The organism is Serratia sp. CY29653 (assembly GCF_052169255.1).
GTDB classification, from domain to species: Bacteria; Pseudomonadota; Gammaproteobacteria; order Enterobacterales; family Enterobacteriaceae; genus Serratia; species Serratia sarumanii.
Window position 1 is genome coordinate 280074 of sequence record NZ_JBJNLC010000004.1, and the last position, 19850, is coordinate 299923.

Annotated in this window: 22 protein-coding genes; 12 read left to right on the plus strand and 10 right to left on the minus strand. The window is 59.7% G+C overall.

The genetic code is table 11. From position 1 onward, the window contains the following. Positions 1–98: 98 nt before the first annotated feature. Positions 99–449: an acid resistance repetitive basic protein Asr gene (gene asr, locus ACJ8HN_RS19585; protein ID WP_049232502.1), complete on the minus strand. Its 351-nt coding sequence runs from the start codon at positions 447–449 to the stop codon at positions 99–101. Positions 450–678: 229 nt separating this feature from the next. On the opposite strand from asr, the gene ACJ8HN_RS19590 reads away from it, so the two are divergent. Beyond that, positions 679–987, plus strand: a complete 309-nt coding sequence (locus tag ACJ8HN_RS19590) for a DUF883 family protein (RefSeq protein ID WP_004928950.1) — start codon at positions 679–681, stop codon at positions 985–987. A gap of 61 nt (positions 988–1048) precedes the next feature. Here ACJ8HN_RS19590 and pdxR read toward each other — a convergent pair whose 3' ends face one another. Next, on the minus strand, positions 1049–2482 hold the full coding sequence (gene pdxR / locus ACJ8HN_RS19595; RefSeq protein ID WP_442523848.1) for a MocR-like pyridoxine biosynthesis transcription factor PdxR: 1434 nt from the start codon (positions 2480–2482) through the stop codon (positions 1049–1051). A 95-nt stretch (positions 2483–2577) separates the two neighbouring features. On the opposite strand from pdxR, the gene ACJ8HN_RS19600 reads away from it, so the two are divergent. The 5 genes from ACJ8HN_RS19600 to nrdF all read left to right on the plus strand — a co-directional run bounded on the left by ACJ8HN_RS19600 (position 2578) and on the right by nrdF (position 7033). Then, positions 2578–3009, plus strand: a complete 432-nt coding sequence (locus ACJ8HN_RS19600; protein WP_041036428.1) for a carboxymuconolactone decarboxylase family protein — start codon at positions 2578–2580, stop codon at positions 3007–3009. A gap of 273 nt (positions 3010–3282) precedes the next feature. Continuing rightward, entirely contained in the window at positions 3283–3513 is a 231-nt protein-coding gene (nrdH, locus tag ACJ8HN_RS19605) for a glutaredoxin-like protein NrdH (protein WP_033654333.1), read from the plus strand. A 9-nt stretch (positions 3514–3522) separates the two neighbouring features. Next, positions 3523–3927 (plus strand): class Ib ribonucleoside-diphosphate reductase assembly flavoprotein NrdI, encoded by a 405-nt coding sequence (nrdI, locus tag ACJ8HN_RS19610; protein ID WP_033649781.1) that lies wholly within the window; start codon positions 3523–3525, stop codon positions 3925–3927. Next, positions 3909–6053 carry a class 1b ribonucleoside-diphosphate reductase subunit alpha gene (nrdE, locus tag ACJ8HN_RS19615; protein WP_072265932.1) on the plus strand — a complete coding sequence of 715 codons (2145 nt, stop codon included), beginning with the start codon at positions 3909–3911 and terminating at the stop codon, positions 6051–6053. The genes nrdI and nrdE overlap by 19 nt, the downstream gene beginning before the upstream one ends. A gap of 8 nt (positions 6054–6061) precedes the next feature. After that, on the plus strand, positions 6062–7033 hold the full coding sequence (nrdF, locus tag ACJ8HN_RS19620; protein ID WP_033635683.1) for a class 1b ribonucleoside-diphosphate reductase subunit beta: 972 nt from the start codon (positions 6062–6064) through the stop codon (positions 7031–7033). Between the two features lie 43 nt (positions 7034–7076). On the opposite strand, the gene ACJ8HN_RS19625 is transcribed toward nrdF, so the two are convergent. From ACJ8HN_RS19625 to ACJ8HN_RS19645, 5 genes are all read right to left on the minus strand, one after another. Then, positions 7077–7364 carry a type II toxin-antitoxin system RelE/ParE family toxin gene (locus ACJ8HN_RS19625; protein ID WP_039568652.1) on the minus strand — a complete coding sequence of 96 codons (288 nt, stop codon included), beginning with the start codon at positions 7362–7364 and terminating at the stop codon, positions 7077–7079. Then, positions 7364–7651, minus strand: coding sequence for a ribbon-helix-helix protein, CopG family (locus ACJ8HN_RS19630; protein ID WP_039568721.1), 288 nt, complete (start codon positions 7649–7651; stop codon positions 7364–7366). Before ACJ8HN_RS19630 ends, ACJ8HN_RS19625 begins: the two co-directional genes overlap by 1 nt. 77 nt (positions 7652–7728) lie before the next feature. After that, a complete protein-coding gene (locus ACJ8HN_RS19635) occupies positions 7729–7923 on the minus strand; it encodes a DUF1289 domain-containing protein (RefSeq protein ID WP_442523840.1) in 195 nt (64 codons plus the stop codon). Between the two features lie 64 nt (positions 7924–7987). Continuing rightward, positions 7988–8728: an SDR family oxidoreductase gene (locus ACJ8HN_RS19640; RefSeq protein ID WP_049211740.1), complete on the minus strand. Its 741-nt coding sequence runs from the start codon at positions 8726–8728 to the stop codon at positions 7988–7990. A gap of 151 nt (positions 8729–8879) precedes the next feature. Next, positions 8880–9824, minus strand: a complete 945-nt coding sequence (locus tag ACJ8HN_RS19645) for an MBL fold metallo-hydrolase (protein ID WP_442523841.1) — start codon at positions 9822–9824, stop codon at positions 8880–8882. Positions 9825–10030: 206 nt separating this feature from the next. Between ACJ8HN_RS19645 and ACJ8HN_RS19650 the strand changes: the two genes are divergently transcribed. Then, a complete protein-coding gene (locus ACJ8HN_RS19650) occupies positions 10031–11002 on the plus strand; it encodes a patatin-like phospholipase family protein (protein ID WP_033649775.1) in 972 nt (323 codons plus the stop codon). 99 nt (positions 11003–11101) lie between these two features. Here ACJ8HN_RS19650 and ACJ8HN_RS19655 read toward each other — a convergent pair whose 3' ends face one another. After that, the gene (locus tag ACJ8HN_RS19655) at positions 11102–12457 is read right to left on the minus strand and encodes a 2-hydroxycarboxylate transporter family protein (protein WP_442523842.1); all 1356 of its coding nucleotides are present in this window, start codon (positions 12455–12457) and stop codon (positions 11102–11104) included. Positions 12458–12783: 326 nt separating this feature from the next. Here ACJ8HN_RS19655 and ACJ8HN_RS19660 point away from each other — a divergent pair, with 326 nt between their 5' ends. Both ACJ8HN_RS19660 and ACJ8HN_RS19665 read left to right on the plus strand, forming a co-directional pair. Next, positions 12784–14376 (plus strand): ATP-binding protein, encoded by a 1593-nt coding sequence (locus ACJ8HN_RS19660; protein ID WP_442523843.1) that lies wholly within the window; start codon positions 12784–12786, stop codon positions 14374–14376. Positions 14377–14408: 32 nt separating this feature from the next. Then, entirely contained in the window at positions 14409–15095 is a 687-nt protein-coding gene (locus tag ACJ8HN_RS19665) for a response regulator (protein ID WP_033635694.1), read from the plus strand. Positions 15096–15111: 16 nt separating this feature from the next. Here the strand turns inward: ACJ8HN_RS19665 and ACJ8HN_RS19670 are convergent, their stop codons facing one another. Further along, positions 15112–15375, minus strand: a complete 264-nt coding sequence (locus ACJ8HN_RS19670) for a hypothetical protein (RefSeq protein WP_126171105.1) — start codon at positions 15373–15375, stop codon at positions 15112–15114. A 126-nt stretch (positions 15376–15501) separates the two neighbouring features. Here ACJ8HN_RS19670 and proV point away from each other — a divergent pair, with 126 nt between their 5' ends. The 3 genes from proV (at position 15502) to proX (ending at position 18875) form a co-directional block, all read left to right on the plus strand. Beyond that, entirely contained in the window at positions 15502–16704 is a 1203-nt protein-coding gene (proV, locus tag ACJ8HN_RS19675) for a glycine betaine/L-proline ABC transporter ATP-binding protein ProV (RefSeq protein WP_033649772.1), read from the plus strand. Next, complete coding sequence (gene proW, locus ACJ8HN_RS19680; protein WP_033649771.1) at positions 16697–17803, plus strand: glycine betaine/L-proline ABC transporter permease ProW; 1107 nt, start codon at positions 16697–16699, stop codon at positions 17801–17803. The genes proV and proW overlap by 8 nt, the downstream gene beginning before the upstream one ends. 70 nt (positions 17804–17873) lie before the next feature. Beyond that, positions 17874–18875, plus strand: a complete 1002-nt coding sequence (proX, locus tag ACJ8HN_RS19685; protein WP_033635697.1) for a glycine betaine/L-proline ABC transporter substrate-binding protein ProX — start codon at positions 17874–17876, stop codon at positions 18873–18875. 30 nt (positions 18876–18905) lie between these two features. Here the strand turns inward: proX and ACJ8HN_RS19690 are convergent, their stop codons facing one another. Further along, a complete protein-coding gene (locus ACJ8HN_RS19690) occupies positions 18906–19784 on the minus strand; it encodes a LysR family transcriptional regulator (protein WP_060443616.1) in 879 nt (292 codons plus the stop codon). Positions 19785–19850 lie beyond the last annotated feature (66 nt).

The window sequence follows — 19850 nt, forward strand, 5'->3', positions numbered from 1 at the left end:
ATCGTTCGTCGCCTCAAAAGAAAACACCCGGGATAACCGGGTGTCTGGAGTACGGGCTGGAGAGTGCGGAACCTTTCGGTTCCGCAAACATCACTTAATTAAGATTTTTTACCGGCTTTTTTGTGGTGTTTTTTAGCGGCCTGAGCTTTCTGCACTGGCGCTTTTTTGTGGTGTTTTTTAGCTGCCTGGGCTTTCTGAGCCGGCGCTTTTTTGTGGTGCTTTTTAGCGGCCTGCGCTTTCTGGGCTGGCGCTTTTTTGTGATGCTTGGCTTTCTTGTGGTGCGTTGCTTTAGCCGGCGCTTTTTCAGCGGCAGCCGCTGGCGCAGCGGTAGTGGTGGTCGCAGCTGGCGCGGTGGTGGTAGCCGGAGCAGTAGCTGCAGTATCAGCAGCGAAAGCAACAGAAGACAGACCCATAGTGGCAGCAACGATCAGCGCTAATACTTTTTTCATCTTTACATCCTCAGAGTGTTGTTTCGGTAAGCTCCGATGGAGCCGTTGAAACAGATACTAGTGGAATCAAACTGCCGCTTCCGTGAGTGATTGGTTTCGCCGAGTAACCAAATGTACAAAGCCCAGGCGCCGGCAAACACCTGCGTGACGGCGGTTTTTTTCCGTGATCGGCCACGCAAATCGCGCCATGGTCTACACTTAAGAGACATGTGTCGAAATGGAGAGCTGAATGTTTAAGAAAGCGGAAAGAACAGAACGCGATATCGATCAGGACGTCACTCTGTTGGCCGATACGCTGGATGAAGTGTTGCGCGAGTCCGGTGACAAGACCAAAGAGGAACTGAAAGAGCTGCACAGCAAGGCGAAAGGCGTGCTGCGCGACGCGCGAGCGCGGTTCAATGGCTCCACCAGTCTGACACAGCATGCGCGCGATGCGGTTGATCAAGCCGATAGCTATGTGCGTGACAAACCTTGGCAGGGCGTAGGGATCGGTGCCGCCGTCGGCATCGTGCTCGGCGTGCTGCTGGCCCGGCGTTAACACCCCTGCAGTCATAAAGATAAAACAGATGTGCGTCTGGCCCGCGGAAATCGCGGGCCGTTTAATTTAGGCGTTTGAACAGCTGCGCCAGCCCCTGCACCGCCCGCTCCGTCTCCTCTTGCCGAGTGAAATTGGCAAACCCCAGCAGTAACCCCTGCCCCGCCGGATGATCGATTCGCCAGTCCGACAACGCCTGCGCCGCCAACCCCAGTCGCCAGGCTTGCGCCGCCAACGGCGTATCCGCCACCCCGTCACGTAGCCGGGCCAATAGCTGAATGCCGCCCTGCTGCGGCACCACCCTCAGCCACGCCCCCAGTTGCCGTTCCAACGCCTGCGTCAGCCACTCGCGCCGCTGGCGGTACAGCGGCCGCATGCGTTTCAGATGGCGGTAGAAATGCCCTTGCCGGATAAAATCCGCCACGCCGGCCTGCAGCAGCGGCGGGCAACCGCAGCCACGCAGCCGACTGCTGCGCGCGAATGTCTCCGTCAGACCGACGGGCACCACCAGATAAGCCATGCGCAGCGCCGGGAACAGCGTTTTGCTGAAGGTGCCGGCGTACAGCACCCACCCCTGAACATCGAGGCTCTTCAGCGGCGGCAGTGGCCGCCCGTGATAACGAAACTCGCTGTCGTAGTCATCTTCCAGGATCCAGGCCCCGCGCTGCTGCGCCCAGTCAAGCAGCGCCATGCGCCGCGCCAGGCTGAGCGAGACGCCGAGCGGGCTTTGATGGGTCGGCGTCACCACCGCCAGCCGCGCCTCAGGTGCCGTGAGCATACCGGCGGCCACGTCCATGCCTTGTTCATCCACCGGCACGGCAACCGGCCTGACGCCGGCGGCCCGCAACAGCGGGCGCGTAACCGGATAGCCGGGATCTTCTATCCATACCGCGTCGCCGGCGTGCAACAGCGTCTCCACCACCCAGTCCAACAGCGCCGGATAACCGGCGCAGAGGAAAATTTGCTCCGGCCGACAGCTGATGCCGCGCGACAAATGCAGATAATGGGCGATCGCCTCACGCAGCTCAGGCAGGCCGCCGGCCGGCGGCAGCGCCAGGGAAACCACCGTGGAAGCGCGCAGCCGGCGGGCGACAATGCGCTGCCACAGCGCCCGCGGAAACGCATCCAGCGCCGGCACGCCCAGCTGGAAAGGCTGCAGCATGCCCTGCGGCTGCAGCGGATCCGGCGCTATCGTCGCCAGCGGCGGCGCGGCGGATACCGCGCCCGGCGGCACGTGCGGCAGTTGCGGTGAAACATAGGTGCCCGCCTGCCCGCGGCTCTGCAAGAAACCTTCGGCAATAAGTTGCGCGTAGGCGCTTTCCACCGTGGCGCGCGCCACGCCCAGATCGCTCGCCAACCCGCGCACCGAGGGTAACCGGCTGCCCGCCGCCAGGCTGCCCTGGGCGATGGCGTCTTTAATCCGCAGGTAAATCTGCCGGTACAGCGGTTCGGCGAGCCGGCTGTCCAGCCGCAGCGTGGTCAGGAAAGTTGGCATTATGGCCCGGTTAAATAATCATTTTATGGCCCTATAGCATAGACCATAAGGCCGCTAAAGTAGCGCCATGATTTCGTTACTACCGATTGAGGTTGACCATGATTAAGCAACGTTTGAACTATGCCGAATTGGCGCCCGCCCCGTACAAAAATATGGTGAGCGCGCTGATGGCGCTGGAGAAAGGCGCCCTGGACAAGGCGACCATCGAGTTGATGTTTATGCGCGTTTCGCAGATCAACGGCTGCGCCTACTGCCTGGATATGCACGGCAAAGCGCTGCGCGAAAGCGGCTTCAGCCATGCCAAGCTGGATACGCTGGCGGGCTGGCGCGTCAGCCATGAGTTCAACGAGCGCGAGCGCGCCGCGCTGGAATGGGCCGAGTCGGTGACGCTGATCGCCGCCACCGGCGCGCCGGACAGCGCTTTCGAGGCGCTGAAGGCGCACTTCAGCGATGCCGAGATCGCCGATCTGACCTTCGCCATCAGCATCATGAACGCCTTCAACCGGCTGGCGGTCAGCATGCGCCAGTAATGCGTTCTCTTCCCCCCTCTGCACTGAGAGGGGGAATTTCTCACCCGCAAAAATTTTTTCCCTCGCCTTTTCCAGCCCCGGCGCGGTCTGCGCCTTCACCCTTACAAAACACCATATATGGCGTGGTTGATAAAATAAATATCAACATATAGTATTTTATAGGTCAGCCGCAGGGAGTGTCGTTCGGTTGATAACGCCGTCAGAAACGCCAGGAACAATGCTCCGTTATCTGACTTGTCCGCCTTTCCTTCAGCCTAAAGGTAAATGCGAATCATGAGCATTATTATTTACAGTAAGCCGGACTGTGTCCAGTGCAACGCCACCTATCGCGCATTTGATAAACAGGGGATTGATTATCAGGTGGTCGATCTCACCCTGGATCAGCAGGCGCTGAACCACGTTAAATCCTTAGGTTATCAGCAAGTTCCGGTAATTATCGCCGGAGACGATCACTGGTCCGGATTCCGGCCGGACAAGATCGGCGCGCTGGCGCTCACCTGCTGAGGCCCGCCGATGAATCCGCTGGTTTATTTCTCCAGCAGCTCGGAGAACACCCATCGGTTCGTTGAGAAACTGGGCCTGCCGGCGATCCGCATTCCGATCGCCGGCGCCCGCAGCAAGCTGCTGATGGAACACCCCTTTATCTTGATCGTACCCAGCTATGGCGGCGGCAGCGCCGTCGGCGCGGTGCCGATCCAGGTGATCCGCTTTCTCAACGTTCCGCAAAACCGTTCATACCTGCGCGGCGTCATCGCCGCCGGGAACACCAACTTCGGCGCGGCGTACGGCATCGCCGGCGACATCATCGCCAAAAAATGCCAGGTGCCTTTTTTATACCGCTTTGAGCTGCTCGGCACTACGCAAGACGTTGAAAACGTTAGACAGGGAGTAACCGCATTTTGGCAACGACAGAACTGACCAGGCCCGAAACGGGCGCGCTGGATTACCATTCGCTCAACGCGATGCTCAATCTTTACGATGCGGAAGGCCGGATCCAGTTCGATAAAGATCGGCTGGCGGCGCGGCACTACTTCCTGCAGCACGTCAACCAAAACACCGTGTTTTTCCACAACCTGGAGGAAAAGCTGCGCTATCTGGTGGAGGAAGGCTACTACGAGCCGCAGGTGCTGGCGCAGTACGAATTCCCGTTTATCAAGCAGCTGTTTCAGCAGGCCTACGCCAAAAAATTCCGCTTCGAGACCTTCCTCGGCGCCTTCAAGTACTACACCAGCTATACGCTCAAAACCTTCGACGGCAAGCGCTATCTGGAACGCTACGAAGACCGGGTGTGCATGGTGGCGCTGACGCTGGCGGCGGGCGACACCGCCCTGGCGCAGGATCTGGTGGAGGAGATGATTTCGGGCCGCTTCCAGCCGGCCACGCCGACTTTCCTCAACTGCGGCAAACGCCAGCGCGGTGAGCTGGTCTCCTGCTTCCTGCTGCGCATCGAAGACAATATGGAATCGATCGGCCGGGCGGTGAACTCCGCGCTGCAGCTGTCGAAACGCGGCGGCGGCGTGGCCTTCATGCTGAGCAATATTCGCGAGGTGGGCGCGCCGATCAAGCGCATCGAGAATCAGTCCTCCGGCGTCATTCCGATCATGAAAATGCTCGAAGACGCCTTCTCCTACGCCAACCAGCTCGGCGCGCGCCAGGGGGCCGGCGCGGTGTATCTCAACGCCCACCACCCGGACATTCTGCGTTTTCTCGACACCAAGCGCGAAAACGCCGACGAGAAGATCCGCATCAAAACGCTGTCGCTGGGGGTGGTGATCCCGGATATCACCTTCGAGCTGGCGAAGAACAACGAAGAGATGTACCTGTTTTCGCCCTACGACGTCGAACGGGTGTATGGCGTGCCGTTTTCGGAGATTGCCGTCAGCGAGAAGTACCGCGAGATGGTGGACGACAAGCGCATCCGCAAGTCGCGCATCAACGCGCGCGAGTTCTTCCAGGTGCTGGCGGAGATCCAGTTCGAATCCGGCTACCCCTATGTGATGTTCGAGGACACGGTTAACCGGGAGAACCCGATCGCCGGGCGGATCAACATGAGCAACCTGTGTTCGGAGATCCTGCAGGTCAACCGCGCCAGCACGTATCACGAGGATCTGAGCTACGATCGCATCGGCAAGGACATCTCCTGCAACCTCGGCTCGCTGAACATCGCCAAAACCATGGACGCGCCGGACTTCGGCAAGGCGATCGAGACCGCGATCCGCGCGCTGACCGCGGTGGCCGACATGAGCGATATCCGCTCGGTGCCGTCGATCGCCGAAGGCAACCGCAGCGCCCGCGCCATCGGTTTAGGCCAGATGAACCTGCACGGTTACCTGGCGCGCGAGCGCATCTTCTACGGCTCGGAAGAAGGCATCGACTTCACCAACCTCTATTTCTATACCGTGGCCTATCACGCCATCCGCGCCTCTAACCGGCTGGCGATCGAGCGCGGCGGCGCCTTCGACGGCTTTGAGCATTCCCGCTATGCCAGCGGCGAGTACTTCGATAAGTATACCGAGCGCGACTGGCTGCCGCAGACCGAGCGGGTGCGCGAGCTGTTCGCCGCCGCCGGCATCGCCATTCCGAACCGCGACGACTGGCGCGCGCTGCGCCAGTCGGTGATGCTGCACGGGCTGTACAACCAGAACCTGCAGGCGGTGCCGCCGACCGGTTCCATCTCGTACATCAATAACGCCACCTCCAGCATCCACCCGATCGTTTCGCGCATCGAGATCCGCAAGGAAGGCAAGATCGGCCGCGTTTACTACCCGGCGCCCTACATGACCAACGACAACCTGGCGTATTACCAGGATGCCTATGAGATTGGCCCGGAAAAGATCATCGATACCTACGCCGCCGCCACGCAACACGTCGATCAGGGGCTGTCGCTGACGCTGTTCTTCCGCGATACCGCCACCACCCGCGATATCAACCGCGCGCAGATCTACGCCTGGCGCAAAGGCATCAAGACTATCTACTACATCCGCCTGCGCCAGATGGCGCTGGAAGGCACCGAGGTGCAGGGCTGCGTGTCCTGCGCGCTGTGAGGCAACTTATGACGACCGTAACATCGGCGCCGCTGGTGCGCGCCATCAACTGGAACATCATCGAAGACGACAAGGATCTGGAGGTGTGGAACCGCCTGACCTCCAACTTCTGGCTGCCGGAGAAGGTGCCGCTGTCCAACGATATCCCCTCCTGGGCCACGCTGACGCCGAAGGAGCAGCAGCTGACCATTCGGGTGTTCACCGGGCTGACGCTGCTGGACACCATCCAGAACACCGTCGGCGCGCCGGCCCTGATCGCCGATGCGCTGACGCCGCACGAAGAGGCGGTGTACTCCAACATCAGCTTTATGGAGGCGGTGCACGCCCGCTCGTACAGCTCAATCTTCTCCACCCTGTGCCAAACGCCGGACGTGGACGACGCCTACCGCTGGAGCGAGGAAAACCGCGCGCTGCAGAAGAAGGCCGGCATCATTCTGGCGCACTATCGCAGCGACGATCCGCTGCTGAAGAAGGTTGCCAGCGTGTTCCTCGAGTCGTTCCTGTTCTATTCGGGCTTTTACCTGCCGATGTACTGGTCAAGCCGCGCCAAGCTGACCAACACCGCCGACCTGATCCGCCTGATCATTCGCGACGAGGCGGTGCATGGCTACTATATCGGCTATAAATTCCAAAAAGGGCTGGAGAAAGTGGACGCCGCACGGCGCCGGCAGGTGAAAAACTTCGCCTTCGATCTGCTGCAGGATCTGTACGACAACGAGGTGCGCTACACCGAGGAGCTGTACGACGGCGTCGGCTGGACGGAAGACGTGAAAACCTTCCTGCACTACAACGCCAACAAGGCGCTGATGAATCTCGGGTATGAGGCGCTGTTCCCGCCGGCGATGGCGGAGGTCAACCCGGCTATCCTGTCGGCATTGTCGCCAAACGCCGATGAAAACCACGACTTCTTCTCCGGTTCCGGTTCGTCTTACGTCATCGGCAAGGCGGTCAACACCGAGGATGAGGACTGGGATTTCTGAGGACATGACAACGATACCGGTCTTTCAGGCCGGTATCGTGCATTCAATACCCTTGTTCTTTCTGACTACGGATCGCCAGAACAAACGCCGTATCGATATCAGGGATATATTTGTAGAGCGCCAAATAACCGCGAGCTTGCTGCCCAATAATCAATTCACGCAGCCCTGCGCCAAGGGCTCGTCCGATCAATGGATTATGTTCCAATACCGCAATCGCCTGGATGATTTCCTGAATGCGCCGCCCTGAATCCGCAGCGCCATAGTGAGCCAAATGAGCGAGAATACGTTCGATATCATCCCTGACCTCTGGCGCCAACTCGACATTTGCCATCAGCGCCCCAATTTTTTAACCGGAGGTTTAACAACGTCAGTGTTACCCGCTGCGTAATTTTCCAAATAACCGCGCATCTCTTTCCAAGAGACCGTCTCTCCCGTCGCAATTATCTTGGCATAGCGTTTTTCCGCTTCATTCTCAAAGTCGCGACGCAACTCTTCTTGCTGCGTTTTCTCCGCTATTGCCTGCAAAATAAAGCTGTGAGTCGTCACGCCAGCCTGCTCGGCGACGGCGGTGACGCGGGCTTTAAGCTCATCTGGAATACGGATGGTCGTCGTCGACATAATCGCTCCCAACATCGGTCAATCACATGTAGCTCAATTGTGCTACATGAAATCTGGCAGCGCAATAATGCTGGTGATTATTTCACCGATTGACGCAGCTCAAGCCGCCGCCAGATGGCGCGTTTCTCCGCGTCGCCGGCGGTCGGCCAGGCAGCGATCTCCGCCCGCGTGCGCCGGCATCCCCGGCACTGCTGGGTTTCGTCGTCGATGCGGCACAGGCAGACGCAGGGCGATCTTACGCCGTGCTGGGATTGCTGATTGTCGCCCGCCATAAACCGCCCTTGATGTGATGTGTGCCGCCACAGGATACCCGATCCTGCGGCGGCGCGTCGTCAATCAGATGATGCCGCCGTTGGCGCGCAGGGTTTGGCCGTTGATCCAGCCGCCGTCGGTGCCGGCCAGGAAGGCCACCGCCGCGGCGATATCGTCCGGCGTGCCCAGCCGCTCCAGCGGCGCCATCTTCGCCAGCCGATCGATAAGCTCCGGCGTTTTGCCGTCGAGGAACAAGCCGGTGGCGGTCGGCCCCGGCGCGACGGCGTTTACCGTGATATTGCGGCCGCGCAGCTCTTTCGCCAGCACGCTGGTCAGCGCCTCGATCGCCGCCTTGCTGGCGGCATACATGCCGTACCCCGGCTGCAGCAGCCCCACCACGCTGGAGGAGAAGTTGATGATGCGGCCGTTGTCACGCAGGCGCTTCGCCGCTTCACGCATCGTGTTGAAGCTGCCTTTCAGGTTGATGTCGATCAGGCGATCCGCGTCTTCATCGCGCATGTCCGCCACCGGCGCCAACGCAATTACCCCCGCGTTATTGACCAGCACGTCGATGCCGCCAAATGCCTGTTCGGCGCTGTCGAACAGCCGGGCGACCGCGGCCGCATCGCTGACGTCGGCTTTGGCGCCGAGCGCGCGGCCGCCGCGCTGTTCTATCTTGCGCACCAGCTCATCGGCCGGCGCCGGGTTGCCTGAATAGTTAATGATGACGGTAAAGCCGTCGGCGGCCAGACGCTCGGCGATGGCGGCGCCGATGCCGCGCGATGCGCCGGTGACGATAGCGACGGGGGGAGTTTTCTGGTTCATCGGAGATCCTTAAAGAAAACGACGAGGGTAACGTTAATCATGCACTCTTTATCGCGGCGAATAAGCCCCGATTCTCTGGCATCATCATCCCAAATTATCGAACAATGCGTCTGGACTCGTTCGATGGTCGCCCAACGGGCGGCCATCCCCGTTACAACGCGCCGTAATTCAGCGGCACCCAGCTGTACCCTTCTCCCTGGCGGTTCAGGTAGCCCAATCCCGGGAACGACAGGTGTGCGCCGCCCACCAGCTCGTTCTGCCGCGCGCTGTCGCTGAACACCCGCAGCCGTTGAGCGACCGCCGCCTTGGCGTCGCTGTCAAAGCTGATAGCCACCTTCGGATGCGGCATCTGCACCGCCGCCACGTGGATCAGATCCCCCAGCAACAGCAGCTTTTTGCCCTGGCTGGTCACCTGATAGACACTGTGGCCCGGCGTATGGCCGTGAGCGGCAAAGGCGGCGATGCCCGGCGAAAGCTCACCGTCGCCGTTGAACGGTTTAAAGTGCCCCGCCGCCTGGTAAGGCTTGATCGCCGCCATGGCCTTTTCGAAATTGCCTTTGTTCTGCGCCTTGGCCTGTTTCAACCGCTCGGCGCTCAGCCAGAAGTCCGCATCCTGGCTGGCGGCGCGCACCACCGCATTGGGGAATACCGCCTTGCCGTCGTGCGTCAGGCCGCCGAGGTGATCCGGGTGCATATGAGTCAGGTAGATCTCATCCACCTGCTCAGGCTGATAGCCCGCCGCGCGCAGATTATCCACCAGCTTGCCCAGGCCGTCGCCCAGCAGCTGGCCGGCGCCGCTGTCGATCATCACCAGCTTGTCGCCGGTATTGATCAGATAGGCATTGACCGAGGTGACCACCGGCAGGCTTTGATGCCGCTCGGCCAACCCGGCGGCGATCTGCTGCGGCGTGGTGTTCAGCAGCAGTTTGTCCGCCGGCAGGCGAATGACGCCGTCGGACAACGCGGTCACTTCAAAACTGCCCAGCATGATGCGGTAAACTCCCGGCGTCGGGGTTTTGGCCTGCGGCGCGGCGGCGCCGGCCTGTAATGACATAACGGCCAGCGCCGCGCCCAGCAGACAACGTTTCCAGAACATGATGACTCCTTGCGAGAATTGAACAGCGCTAAGTATTGACGCAAAAATCCCGATGCGCCTGTGTAATAAATGCCTTTAATAAATATATAAATAATATATTTATTATGAATAGTTTTGTTTGCCGACTCACACAACCCCAATCAATATTTTCTCGCTCGCCACTTGGTTATTTTTCTTACTCCCTAAACCAAGAGTGAGGAAATATCATGAACTATCAATTCGAAAATCTGGTCTTTGAAGGCGGCGGCGTAAAAGGCATCGCCTATGGCGGTGCGCTGGAATTGCTGGAAGCCAAAGGCATCATGCCACAGATCAAGCAAACCTCCGGCGCCTCGGCGGGCGCTATCGCCGCGCTGCTGGTCGGCTTGGGCTGCAGCTCGGCGGACGTAACCAAAATTCTGTCGGCGATGGATTTTAAAAAATTCCTCGATTATAACGGCGGCTTTTTCGGTACGCTCCACGATGCCTATCGCCTGTTCAATCAATACGGCATCGCGCCCGGCGATTATTTCTATCAATGGTCGCGCGATATTATCAAGCAATACACCGGCAAGCCGGATATTACCTTCGAGCAGTTTGAAGCGATGAAAGCGGCGAAAGGGTTCAAATCGATTTACTTTATCGGCGCCAACCTCAACAGCGGCCAGCGCGAGGTCTATTCGCATCGCACTACGCCGCGCATGAAAGTGGCGGACGGCCTGCGCATTTCGATGTCATTCCCATTCGCCTTCGTGGCGAAGAACAACACCCTGGGCGACCTGTGCATCGACGGCGGCATGATCGACAACTACCCGGTGCGGCTGTTCGACTATGACTTCTCCGCCACGCCGCCTTACATCGACGCTTCAAGCCAGCGCATCAACACCCGCACGCTGGGCCTTCGCCTGGACTCCGCCGGCGAAATCGCCCAGGCCGCCGGGCAGGCAGGTCCGCGCACGCAGGTCAACAACCTGTTTGATTTCACCCTGGCGGTGGCCAACGTGATGCTGGACATCCAAACCAAGGTGCACCTGGACAGCGACGACTGGAAACGCACCGTGTATGTCGACACGCTTGACGTCGGCACGCTGGAGTTCGGCATCAGCGAGGAGAAAAAACGCGCATTGATCGAATCCGGCCGCCGCGGCGTAGAGCGCTACTTCGCCTGGTACGACGCCGCCATGAAACAGGCGGCATAACCCCCATCCACCCCGCCCGCGCGTACGGCCGGCGCGCGGGCAAAAAAAAATCCCCGCGGGGGCGGGGAAAGGCAAAGTAACGCTAAGGATTTATAGGAGTTATACGAAGAACTTGGCCAACACCAGCAGCGACAGCGAGACGTTGATAGCGCCCCCGATTCGGGTGGCGATCTGCGCGAACGGCATCAGCGACATGCGGTTGCCGGCGGTGAGGATCGCGACGTCGCCGGTGCCGCCCTGCCCGCTCTGGCAACAGGAGACAATCGCCACATCGATAGGATGCATGCCGATTTTCTTGCCGACGAAGAAACCGGTCGCCACCAGCGCGCTGACGGTCGTGACGATCACGATCAGATTCTGTACGGTGAACGCGTCCACCAGCTCCTGCCACGGCGTGATGGCCACCCCGACCGCGAACAGGATCGGATAGGTCACGGCGGTGCGGAAGAATTTGTACACCACCTGCGAGCCTTCCTGAATGCGCGGCGACACCCCATGCGCCAGCTTCACCGCCACGGCGGCGAACAGCATGCCCACCGGCGCCGGCAGGCCGATCAGACGGTGCAGCAACATGCCCACCATATACAGCAGGATGGCCAGCAGCGCGCCGCAGGCGATGGTGCTGACGTCCACCTTGCCGCTGATTTTTTCCACCGCGTTCATGTCGCTGTCGCCCTGCTTGCTCGGCATCAGGCTGCCTTCGCCGGTCAGGTGCGGATAACGCTTGCCCAACTGGTTGAGCAGGCCGGCGATGACGATGGCGGTCAGGCTGCCGAGCATCACGATCGGCAGAATGCGCCCCAACGCCACGCCCTGCTCCATGTGCAGGATCGCCGCGTAGCCCATCGACAGCGGGATCGCCCCTTCACCCACGCCGCCGGCCATGATCGGCAGGATCAGGAAGAAGAAGATCTGGAACGGCTCCAGGCCCAGCGCCATGCCGACGCCCATCCCCACCAGCATGCCGACGATCTCGCCGCACAGCATCGGAATGAAGATGCGCAGGAAGCCCTGGATCAGCACCTGGCGGTTCATGCTCATGATGCTGCCGACGATGATGCAGCAGATGTAGAGATAAAGAATGTTGGTCGATTTGTAGAACTTGGTGGTCGACTCCACCACCACGTCCGGCAGCAGGCCGTAGTGCACCAGTGCGGAAGGAATGAAGGTGGCGCAGATCGCCGCCGCGCCCATTTTGCCGATCATCGGCAGGCGCTTGCCGAATTCGCCGCAGGCGAAACCGAAGAACGCCAGGGTAGCCACCATCACCACGATATCGCTCGGCAATTTGCCTTCCAGGCAGTCGAGCAGAATCAATACGCCGGCCAGAATAAAGAACGGTAACGGAATAATCCCTACTTTATAATTGTCCAGTATCCGCCACCATTTCTCACGCAGAGGAATATCGGCGGCCTTGTCTTTGGCTACGAGGTAAGAATCATCTGTTGTGCTCATAATCTGGCCTCTTATTAGTTTGTTCAGCCATCATAGAGAAGCGCACGGATTATCTGCTGTGATTATGTTCAAAGTTAAAAAGGGTTTTTAATGGTGGTTATGGTTTCTATGGGGTTAATTAAGATTATGTAAAAACCGGCGTGGTTTTAATGGAGTTAATACCGCTTTTATTTTAAAGCTTATCAACTTTATCGCAGACGAACAATTCTCGTCCGGTTCACTCTAATCCCGTGTGAGGGATCACAAGTTGATCGGGCACAATATTACAGACCCCGCTTCTCGTGATAGGGTAAGGCTTCAGGATCTCTTTACGGTGAAGCTCCGCCATGCGGCTCAAACTCTCATTTCAAATCAAGCTGTTTCTGTGCCTGGTGGCCTTTTCCTGCATGCTGCTGACCTGCATCGGCGCCTACACCTATTACCAGCTGGATGCGCAACTGCACCGCGATCTCGGCGCCCGCGCGCAGGTGCAGGCGCGGGAAATCGCCCTCATTCCTTCGCTGGTCGACGCGGTGGAAAACAACGACGCCGCCAGAATCGCCGCGCTGATGAAAAAAATCCGCGCCAGCAGCGACGCCAGTTATATCGTCATCGGCGATAATCACGCCCGCCATCTTTATCATTCCGAATATGAAGGCCGCCTGGGCACGCCGATGATCGGCGGCGATAATAAAGAGGTGCTGGAAGGGAAAAGCATTATTTCCATTCGCAAGGGCGGCATCGGCGTTTCATTGCGCAGCAAGGCGCCGATCCTGGATGAAAATAATCGCGTCATTGGCATCGTTTCCGTCGGCTATTTGAAATCGCACATCGATAATTTAAATGCCAGGACGCTGACGCAAATTATCGGCTCCATCGTCCTGCTGCTGATCGCCCTGTTCGTCTTTTCCTGGCTGCTGTCGAAAAACCTCAAGCGCCAGATGTTCTGGCTGGAGCCGAAAGAGATCGCGCTGCTGGTGCGCCAGCAAAAAGCGCTGCTGGAAGCCATCTATGAAGGGGTGATCGCCATCGATCCGCAGATGCGGATCATCACCATCAACCATGCGGCGCGCGAGCTATTGGATCTGCACCAACCCGCCGCCGGCTTGCTGGGCCGGCCGATCGGCGACGTCATTCAGGCGCAGCCGAACTTCTTCGCCGCCGCGCAGCTGGGCCAGGATACGCACGACGAGGTGTGCCGCTTCAATCACGTGCGGGTGATCGCCAGCCGGGTGCGCATCATGCAGGAGCAGGAGCTGCAAGGCTGGGTGATCAGCTTCCGCGACAAGAACGACATCAATACCCTGAGCAGCCAGCTCAGCCAGGTGAAACGCTATGCCGACAACCTGCGCATCATGCGCCACGAACAGCTGAACTGGACCGCCACGCTGGCCGGGCTGCTGCATATGCAGCGCTACGACGAGGCCATCCGCTACGTGGAGGCCCAGTCGGAGGGCGCGCAGGAGATCCTCGATTTCATCTCGCAGCGCTTCAGTTCGGCGGCGCTGTGCGGCCTGCTGCTGGGCAAATATTCCAGCGCCAGAGAAAAAGGCATCGAGCTGCGCTTCGATCCGGCCTGCCAGCTGCGGCAGATCCCGGCGGCGCTGAATGAGACCGAACTGATGTCGATCGTCGGCAACCTGCTGGATAATGCGGTGGAGGCGACGCTGCACTGCCCGGCCCCGCACGACGCGATCGAGCTTTATATCAGCGACGGCAGCGACGAGCTGGTGATCGAGGTGGCGGATCGCGGCACCGGCATCGCCGAGGAGATTCGTGATACGCTGTTTGAACAGGGCGTCACCACCAAAGCGGATAAAAGCGACCACGGCATCGGCCTGCATCTGGTCGCCAGCCACGTGGCGCAGGCGCACGGCAGCATAGAAGTGTCGGACAACGAGCCGCACGGCGCGATATTCTCTATATTTATCCCTAAATAAAACCCATAACCCGATTTTTTGAGCACCCGATTATGTCACACCAAGCACTGGACGTTCTGATCGTGGAAGACGAGCCGCAACTGGCGACGCTGCACGCGGAGTTCATCGAGAAAAATTTCAACCTGCGGGTGGTGGCTTACGCCGCCACGCTGGCCGAAGCGCGGGCCAAAGCCAATGCGCATCAGCCGCGGCTGATCCTGCTGGATAACTTTCTGCCGGACGGCCAGGGCATCGAGCTGATGGAAGAGCCGGCGGTGAAGAACCCCGCCTGTTCGGTGATCTTCATCACCGCCGCCAGCGACATGCACACCTGCAGCCAGGCGATCCGCAACGGCGCCTTCGACTACATCATCAAGCCGGTATCCTACAAGCGGCTGCGCAATTCGCTCGAACGCTTCATGCAGTTCGTGCAAACCCAGCGCACCTTCAAGATCATTGATCAGGACAACGTCGATGCGCTGTACAACCTGCAGTCGAAGCAGTTCTCCAGCGAGCCAAGCGCCAAAGGCATCGAAACCAATACCCTCGAGCTGGTGCAGGCGCTGTTTATCGCCCAGCCGGCGGTGGCACATGCGGTGGAAGACGTGGTGGAGCAGGTCGGCATCAGCAAGACCACCGCCCGCCGTTATCTGGAATATTGCGTCGCCACCCAGTTCGTGCGGGTAGAGATGCTGTACGGCAATATCGGCCATCCGCGGCGGCTGTATCGCAAGGCCTGAGGCTGCCATCTGGCTGTCATATTACGGCGATAACATAACGCCCGACGATATCCCCCTCGATATCGGCACCTGTCGTTAAAACTGATGAAATACTGATGACTTTTACCCGGCCTCTGGTCGGGTTTTTTATTATCCGAACGGCAGGCGCGGCGCCCAAATATTTCTCGGCGCCACACCGTATTATTTCCCCAAAAACCAAACCATTATGGCAAATAATGGCCGTCAATTTTGAGTCACGGGCCAAATTACCATAACTAATTAAAACCTTGATGTAAACCACTAATATCCCATTTAAATGACATTGAGGGTTGCCTCAGATATTCACTGTGTTAGGGTAAAAAGCTCTTTTATTTTGCTAAGGACAGCCCATAACGCGTTAATTAAACCAGAGGAAACAGCAAATTGCATGGCAATTAAACTCGAAGTAAAGAACCTGTATAAGATATTTGGCGAACACCCGGAACGCGCATTCAAACTGCTGGATAAAGGTCTGACAAAAGATCGGCTGTTTGAAAAAACCGGCTTATCGCTCGGCGTAAAAGACGCCACTCTGGCCATTGAAGAAGGCGAGATATTTGTCATCATGGGGCTCTCCGGTTCCGGCAAGTCCACCCTGGTACGCCTTCTCAATCGTCTGATAGAACCCACCCGCGGCCAGGTGCTGATTGACGGTGAGGACATCGCCAAAATATCCGACGCGGCGCTGCGCACCGTGCGGCGAAATAAGATCAGCATGGTATTTCAGTCATTCGCGCTGATGCCGCACATGAATGTCATTAATAACACCGCCTTCGGTATGGAATTAGCCGGCATACCGCTGCAGGAGCGCCAGGAAAAAGCGCTGGATGCCCTGCGTCAGGTCGGGCTGGAGAATTATGCGCTGTCTTATCCGGATGAATTATCCGGCGGCATGCGCCAGCGCGTGGGATTAGCCCGCGCCCTGGCCAATAACCCGGATATATTATTGATGGACGAAGCCTTCTCGGCGCTCGATCCGTTAATTCGTACCGAAATGCAGGATGAGCTGGTGAAATTACAGGCCCAACATCAGCGCACCATCGTGTTTATTTCCCACGATCTGGACGAAGCGATGCGCATCGGCGATCGCATCGCCATCATGCAGGGCGGTGAGGTGATCCAGGTCGGCACGCCGGACGAGATCCTGAACAACCCGGCCAACGACTATGTGCGCACCTTCTTCCGCGGCGTGGACATCAGTCACGTATTCAGCGCCAAGGATATCGCCCAACGGCGCCCGGTGACGCTGATCCGCAAAACCCCCGGCTTTGGCCCCCGATCGGCGCTGCAGCTGCTGCGCGATGAGGACCGTGATTATGGTTATGTTGTTGAACGCGGAAAGAAATTTATCGGCGTGGTGTCGATAGAGTCGCTGAAAAAGGCGCTGTCCGCCAATCAAACGCTGGACGATGCCCTGCTCGAGGCTCCTGCCGCCGTGCCGGCCGACACGCCGCTCAGCGATCTGATTTCCCTGGTCGCCCAGGCGCCGTGCGCGGTGCCGGTAGTGTGCGAAGAACATAACTATCTCGGCATCATCTCCAAGGCCATGCTGCTGCAGGCGTTGGACAAGGAGGGCTCCGCCAATGAGTGATACTACGCAAACCCAAGATCCCTGGGCTACCGCACCGGCCGATACCGGCGCCGCACCCGCAAACGATGCCGCCGCCAACGCCGGCGACGCCTGGTCCAGCGCGCCGCCGCCGGCCACCCATGACGCCGCCGCGTCAGGTGCCGATTGGCTCAGCAGCGCCCCGGCGCAGCCGGAACACTTCAGCCTGCTCGATCCGTTCCACAAGGCCTGGGTGCCGTTCGATACCTGGGTCACGCAGGGCATCGACTGGCTGGTGTTGCACTTCCGCCCGCTGTTCCAGGGCATCCGCGTGCCGGTCGACATGATCCTGAGCGGCTTCCAGCAACTGCTGCTGGGCATGCCGGCGCCGATCGCCATTCTGGTGTTCTCGCTGCTCGCCTGGCAGGTCTCGGGCCTCGGCATGGGTGCCGCAACGCTGCTCTCCCTGGTCGCCATCGGCGCCATCGGCGCCTGGTCGCAGGCGATGGTCACGCTGGCGCTGGTGCTGACCGCACTGTTCTTCTGCATCCTTATCGGCCTGCCGCTCGGCATCTGGCTGGCGCGCAGCAAGCACGCCGCCAAAGTCATCAGGCCACTGCTCGACGCGATGCAGACCACTCCGGCCTTCGTCTATCTGGTGCCGATCGTCATGCTGTTCGGTATCGGCAACGTGCCGGGCGTGGTCGTGACCATTATCTTCGCGCTGCCGCCGATCGTGCGCCTGACCATTCTCGGCATCAAGCAGGTGCCGGAAGATCTGATCGAGGCCGCCGAGTCCTTCGGCGCCAGCCCGCGCCAGCTGCTGTTCAAGGTGCAGCTACCGCTGGCGATGCCGACCATCATGGCCGGCGTGAACCAGACGCTGATGTTGGCGCTGTCGATGGTGGTCATCGCCTCGATGATCGCCGTCGGCGGTCTGGGCCAGATGGTGCTGCGCGGCATCGGCCGGCTGGACATGGGCCTGGCCGCCGTCGGCGGGGTCGGCATCGTGATCCTGGCGATCATTCTCGATCGCCTCACCCAATCGCTGGGGCGCGATCGCCGCAGCAAAGGCATCGGCCGCTGGTATCGCCGCGGCCCCATCGGGCTGCTGACTCGCCCGTTCATCAAACAAGCCTGACGCTTTTCCCGCCGGCGGCTGCGGCCCCGGCGGGCTATGACACCACCACATCGAAAAAAGGGGAAACACTATGCGCACTACGGGCATCTGGGCTCTCGCCCTGACGACGCTGATTGGCTCACAGAGCGTGAGCGCGGCAGATTTACCCGGCAAGGGGATCGCGGTACAGCCGGTGCAAAGCACCATTTCCGAAGAGACGTTCCAGACGCTGCTGGTCAGCAAGGCGCTGGAAAAACTGGGTTACGACGTGAAAGAACCGCGTGAAGTGGATTACAACGTCGCCTACACCTCGATCGCCTCCGGCGACGCGACCTTTATCGCGGTCAACTGGGATCCGCTGCACGCCGATCAGTACAAGGCCGCCGGCGGCGACGCCAAGTTCTACCGCGAAGGCGTCTACGTCAACGGCGCCGCGCAGGGCTACCTGATCGACAAGAAGACCGCCGAGCAATATCACATCACCAACGTCGAGCAGCTCAAGGATCCCAAGATCGCCAAGCTGTTCGACACCAACGGCGACGGCAAGGCCGATCTGACCGGCTGCACCCCGGGCTGGGGCTGCGAAGCGGTGATCAACCACCACATCAAGGCCTACGGCCTGAGCAACACCGTCGAGCACAACCAGGGCAACTACGCGGCGATGATCGCCGACACCATCACCCGTTACAAAGAGGGCAAACCGGTGCTGTATTACACCTGGACGCCGTACTGGGTCAGCGATGTGATGGTGCCGGGGCGCGACGTGGTCTGGCTGCAGGTGCCGTTCTCCTCCCTGCCGGGCGAGCAGAAGAACGTCGACACCAAGCTGCCTAACGGCGCCAACTACGGCTTCCCGGTCAACACCATGCGCATCGCCGCCAACAAGCAGTGGGCCGAAGCCAATCCGGCGGCCGCCAAGCTGTTCGCCATCATGAAGCTGCCGATCGCCGACATCAACGCGCAAAACCTGCGCATGCATGAAGGCCAGGCTTCGGAAGCCGACATCCAGAACCACGTCAACGGCTGGATCAAGGCGCACCAGGCGACCTTCGACGGCTGGGTGAAAACCGCCGCCGAAGCGGCGAAGCCGTAACCGTTCAGGGGCGCCGCCTGTGCCGCGCCTCTACCCCGCCATATCGATGCCGCTGAACTGTAAAAAACGTGCGGCGGCGTTTGACAAGGGCTGCGGCCAGATGCAATACACTTGGCGTCGCGGCCCGTCTTCAATCGGAATCGACACCAGCGCGCTTAGTCGTTGCGCGGTCGAGATCGGTACGATGCCCGCCGCCAATCCGCGCCGCACCAGATTCTCCAACCATTCGATATGATCGATTTCAAAACTGACGTGCCGGCGGATGCCCGCCGCCTGGAAGGCGCGATCGGTTTGGCGCCGCGCACCGGTGCCGCTGTAGAAATCCACCAGCGGCACTTCCGCCAGCGCCTGCAGGTTCACCCGCTCGCGGTTGGCCAGCGGATGCTGCGGCGCCACCAACGCCACCAGCGGCTCATCGGTCAACTGCCGGTGCGACATCGGCAGCAAATCGACATCGCCGGGCCAGATGCCGACGAACGCCATATCGCACTTCTGCTGACGCACGTCCTCCAGCAGGGCTTCGCTCATGCCGACGTACAGGCGGATGTTCACCGCTGGATAGTGGCGATGAAACTTGTCGAGCTTTTCGGTCAGATCAATCGCGTTTATGGTTGAAATGGTGCCGATGGTCAAGGTGCCGGACACCGCATCCCCGGCGGCGGTCACCTCTTCCACCAGCGCCTGCTGCGCCGCCAGCAGCCGCTGCGCCGAGGGAATGAAAGCCTGGCCGGCGGGGGTCAATCGCACCCGACGCGAGGTGCGCTCAAACAGCGTACAGCCCAGCTCTTCTTCCAGTTTGGCGATCTGGTGGCTGAGCGCCGACTGCACCGTATGGCAGCGCTGCGCCGCCCGGGTGAAGCTCTGTTCCTCCGCCACCGCCAGCGCATAGCGGATCTGTTTCAGGTTCATGGCATCTATCTTGAAATGAGATAAATCAAATGAAAATTATACATTGGTTTCTGCAGACGCATTGCC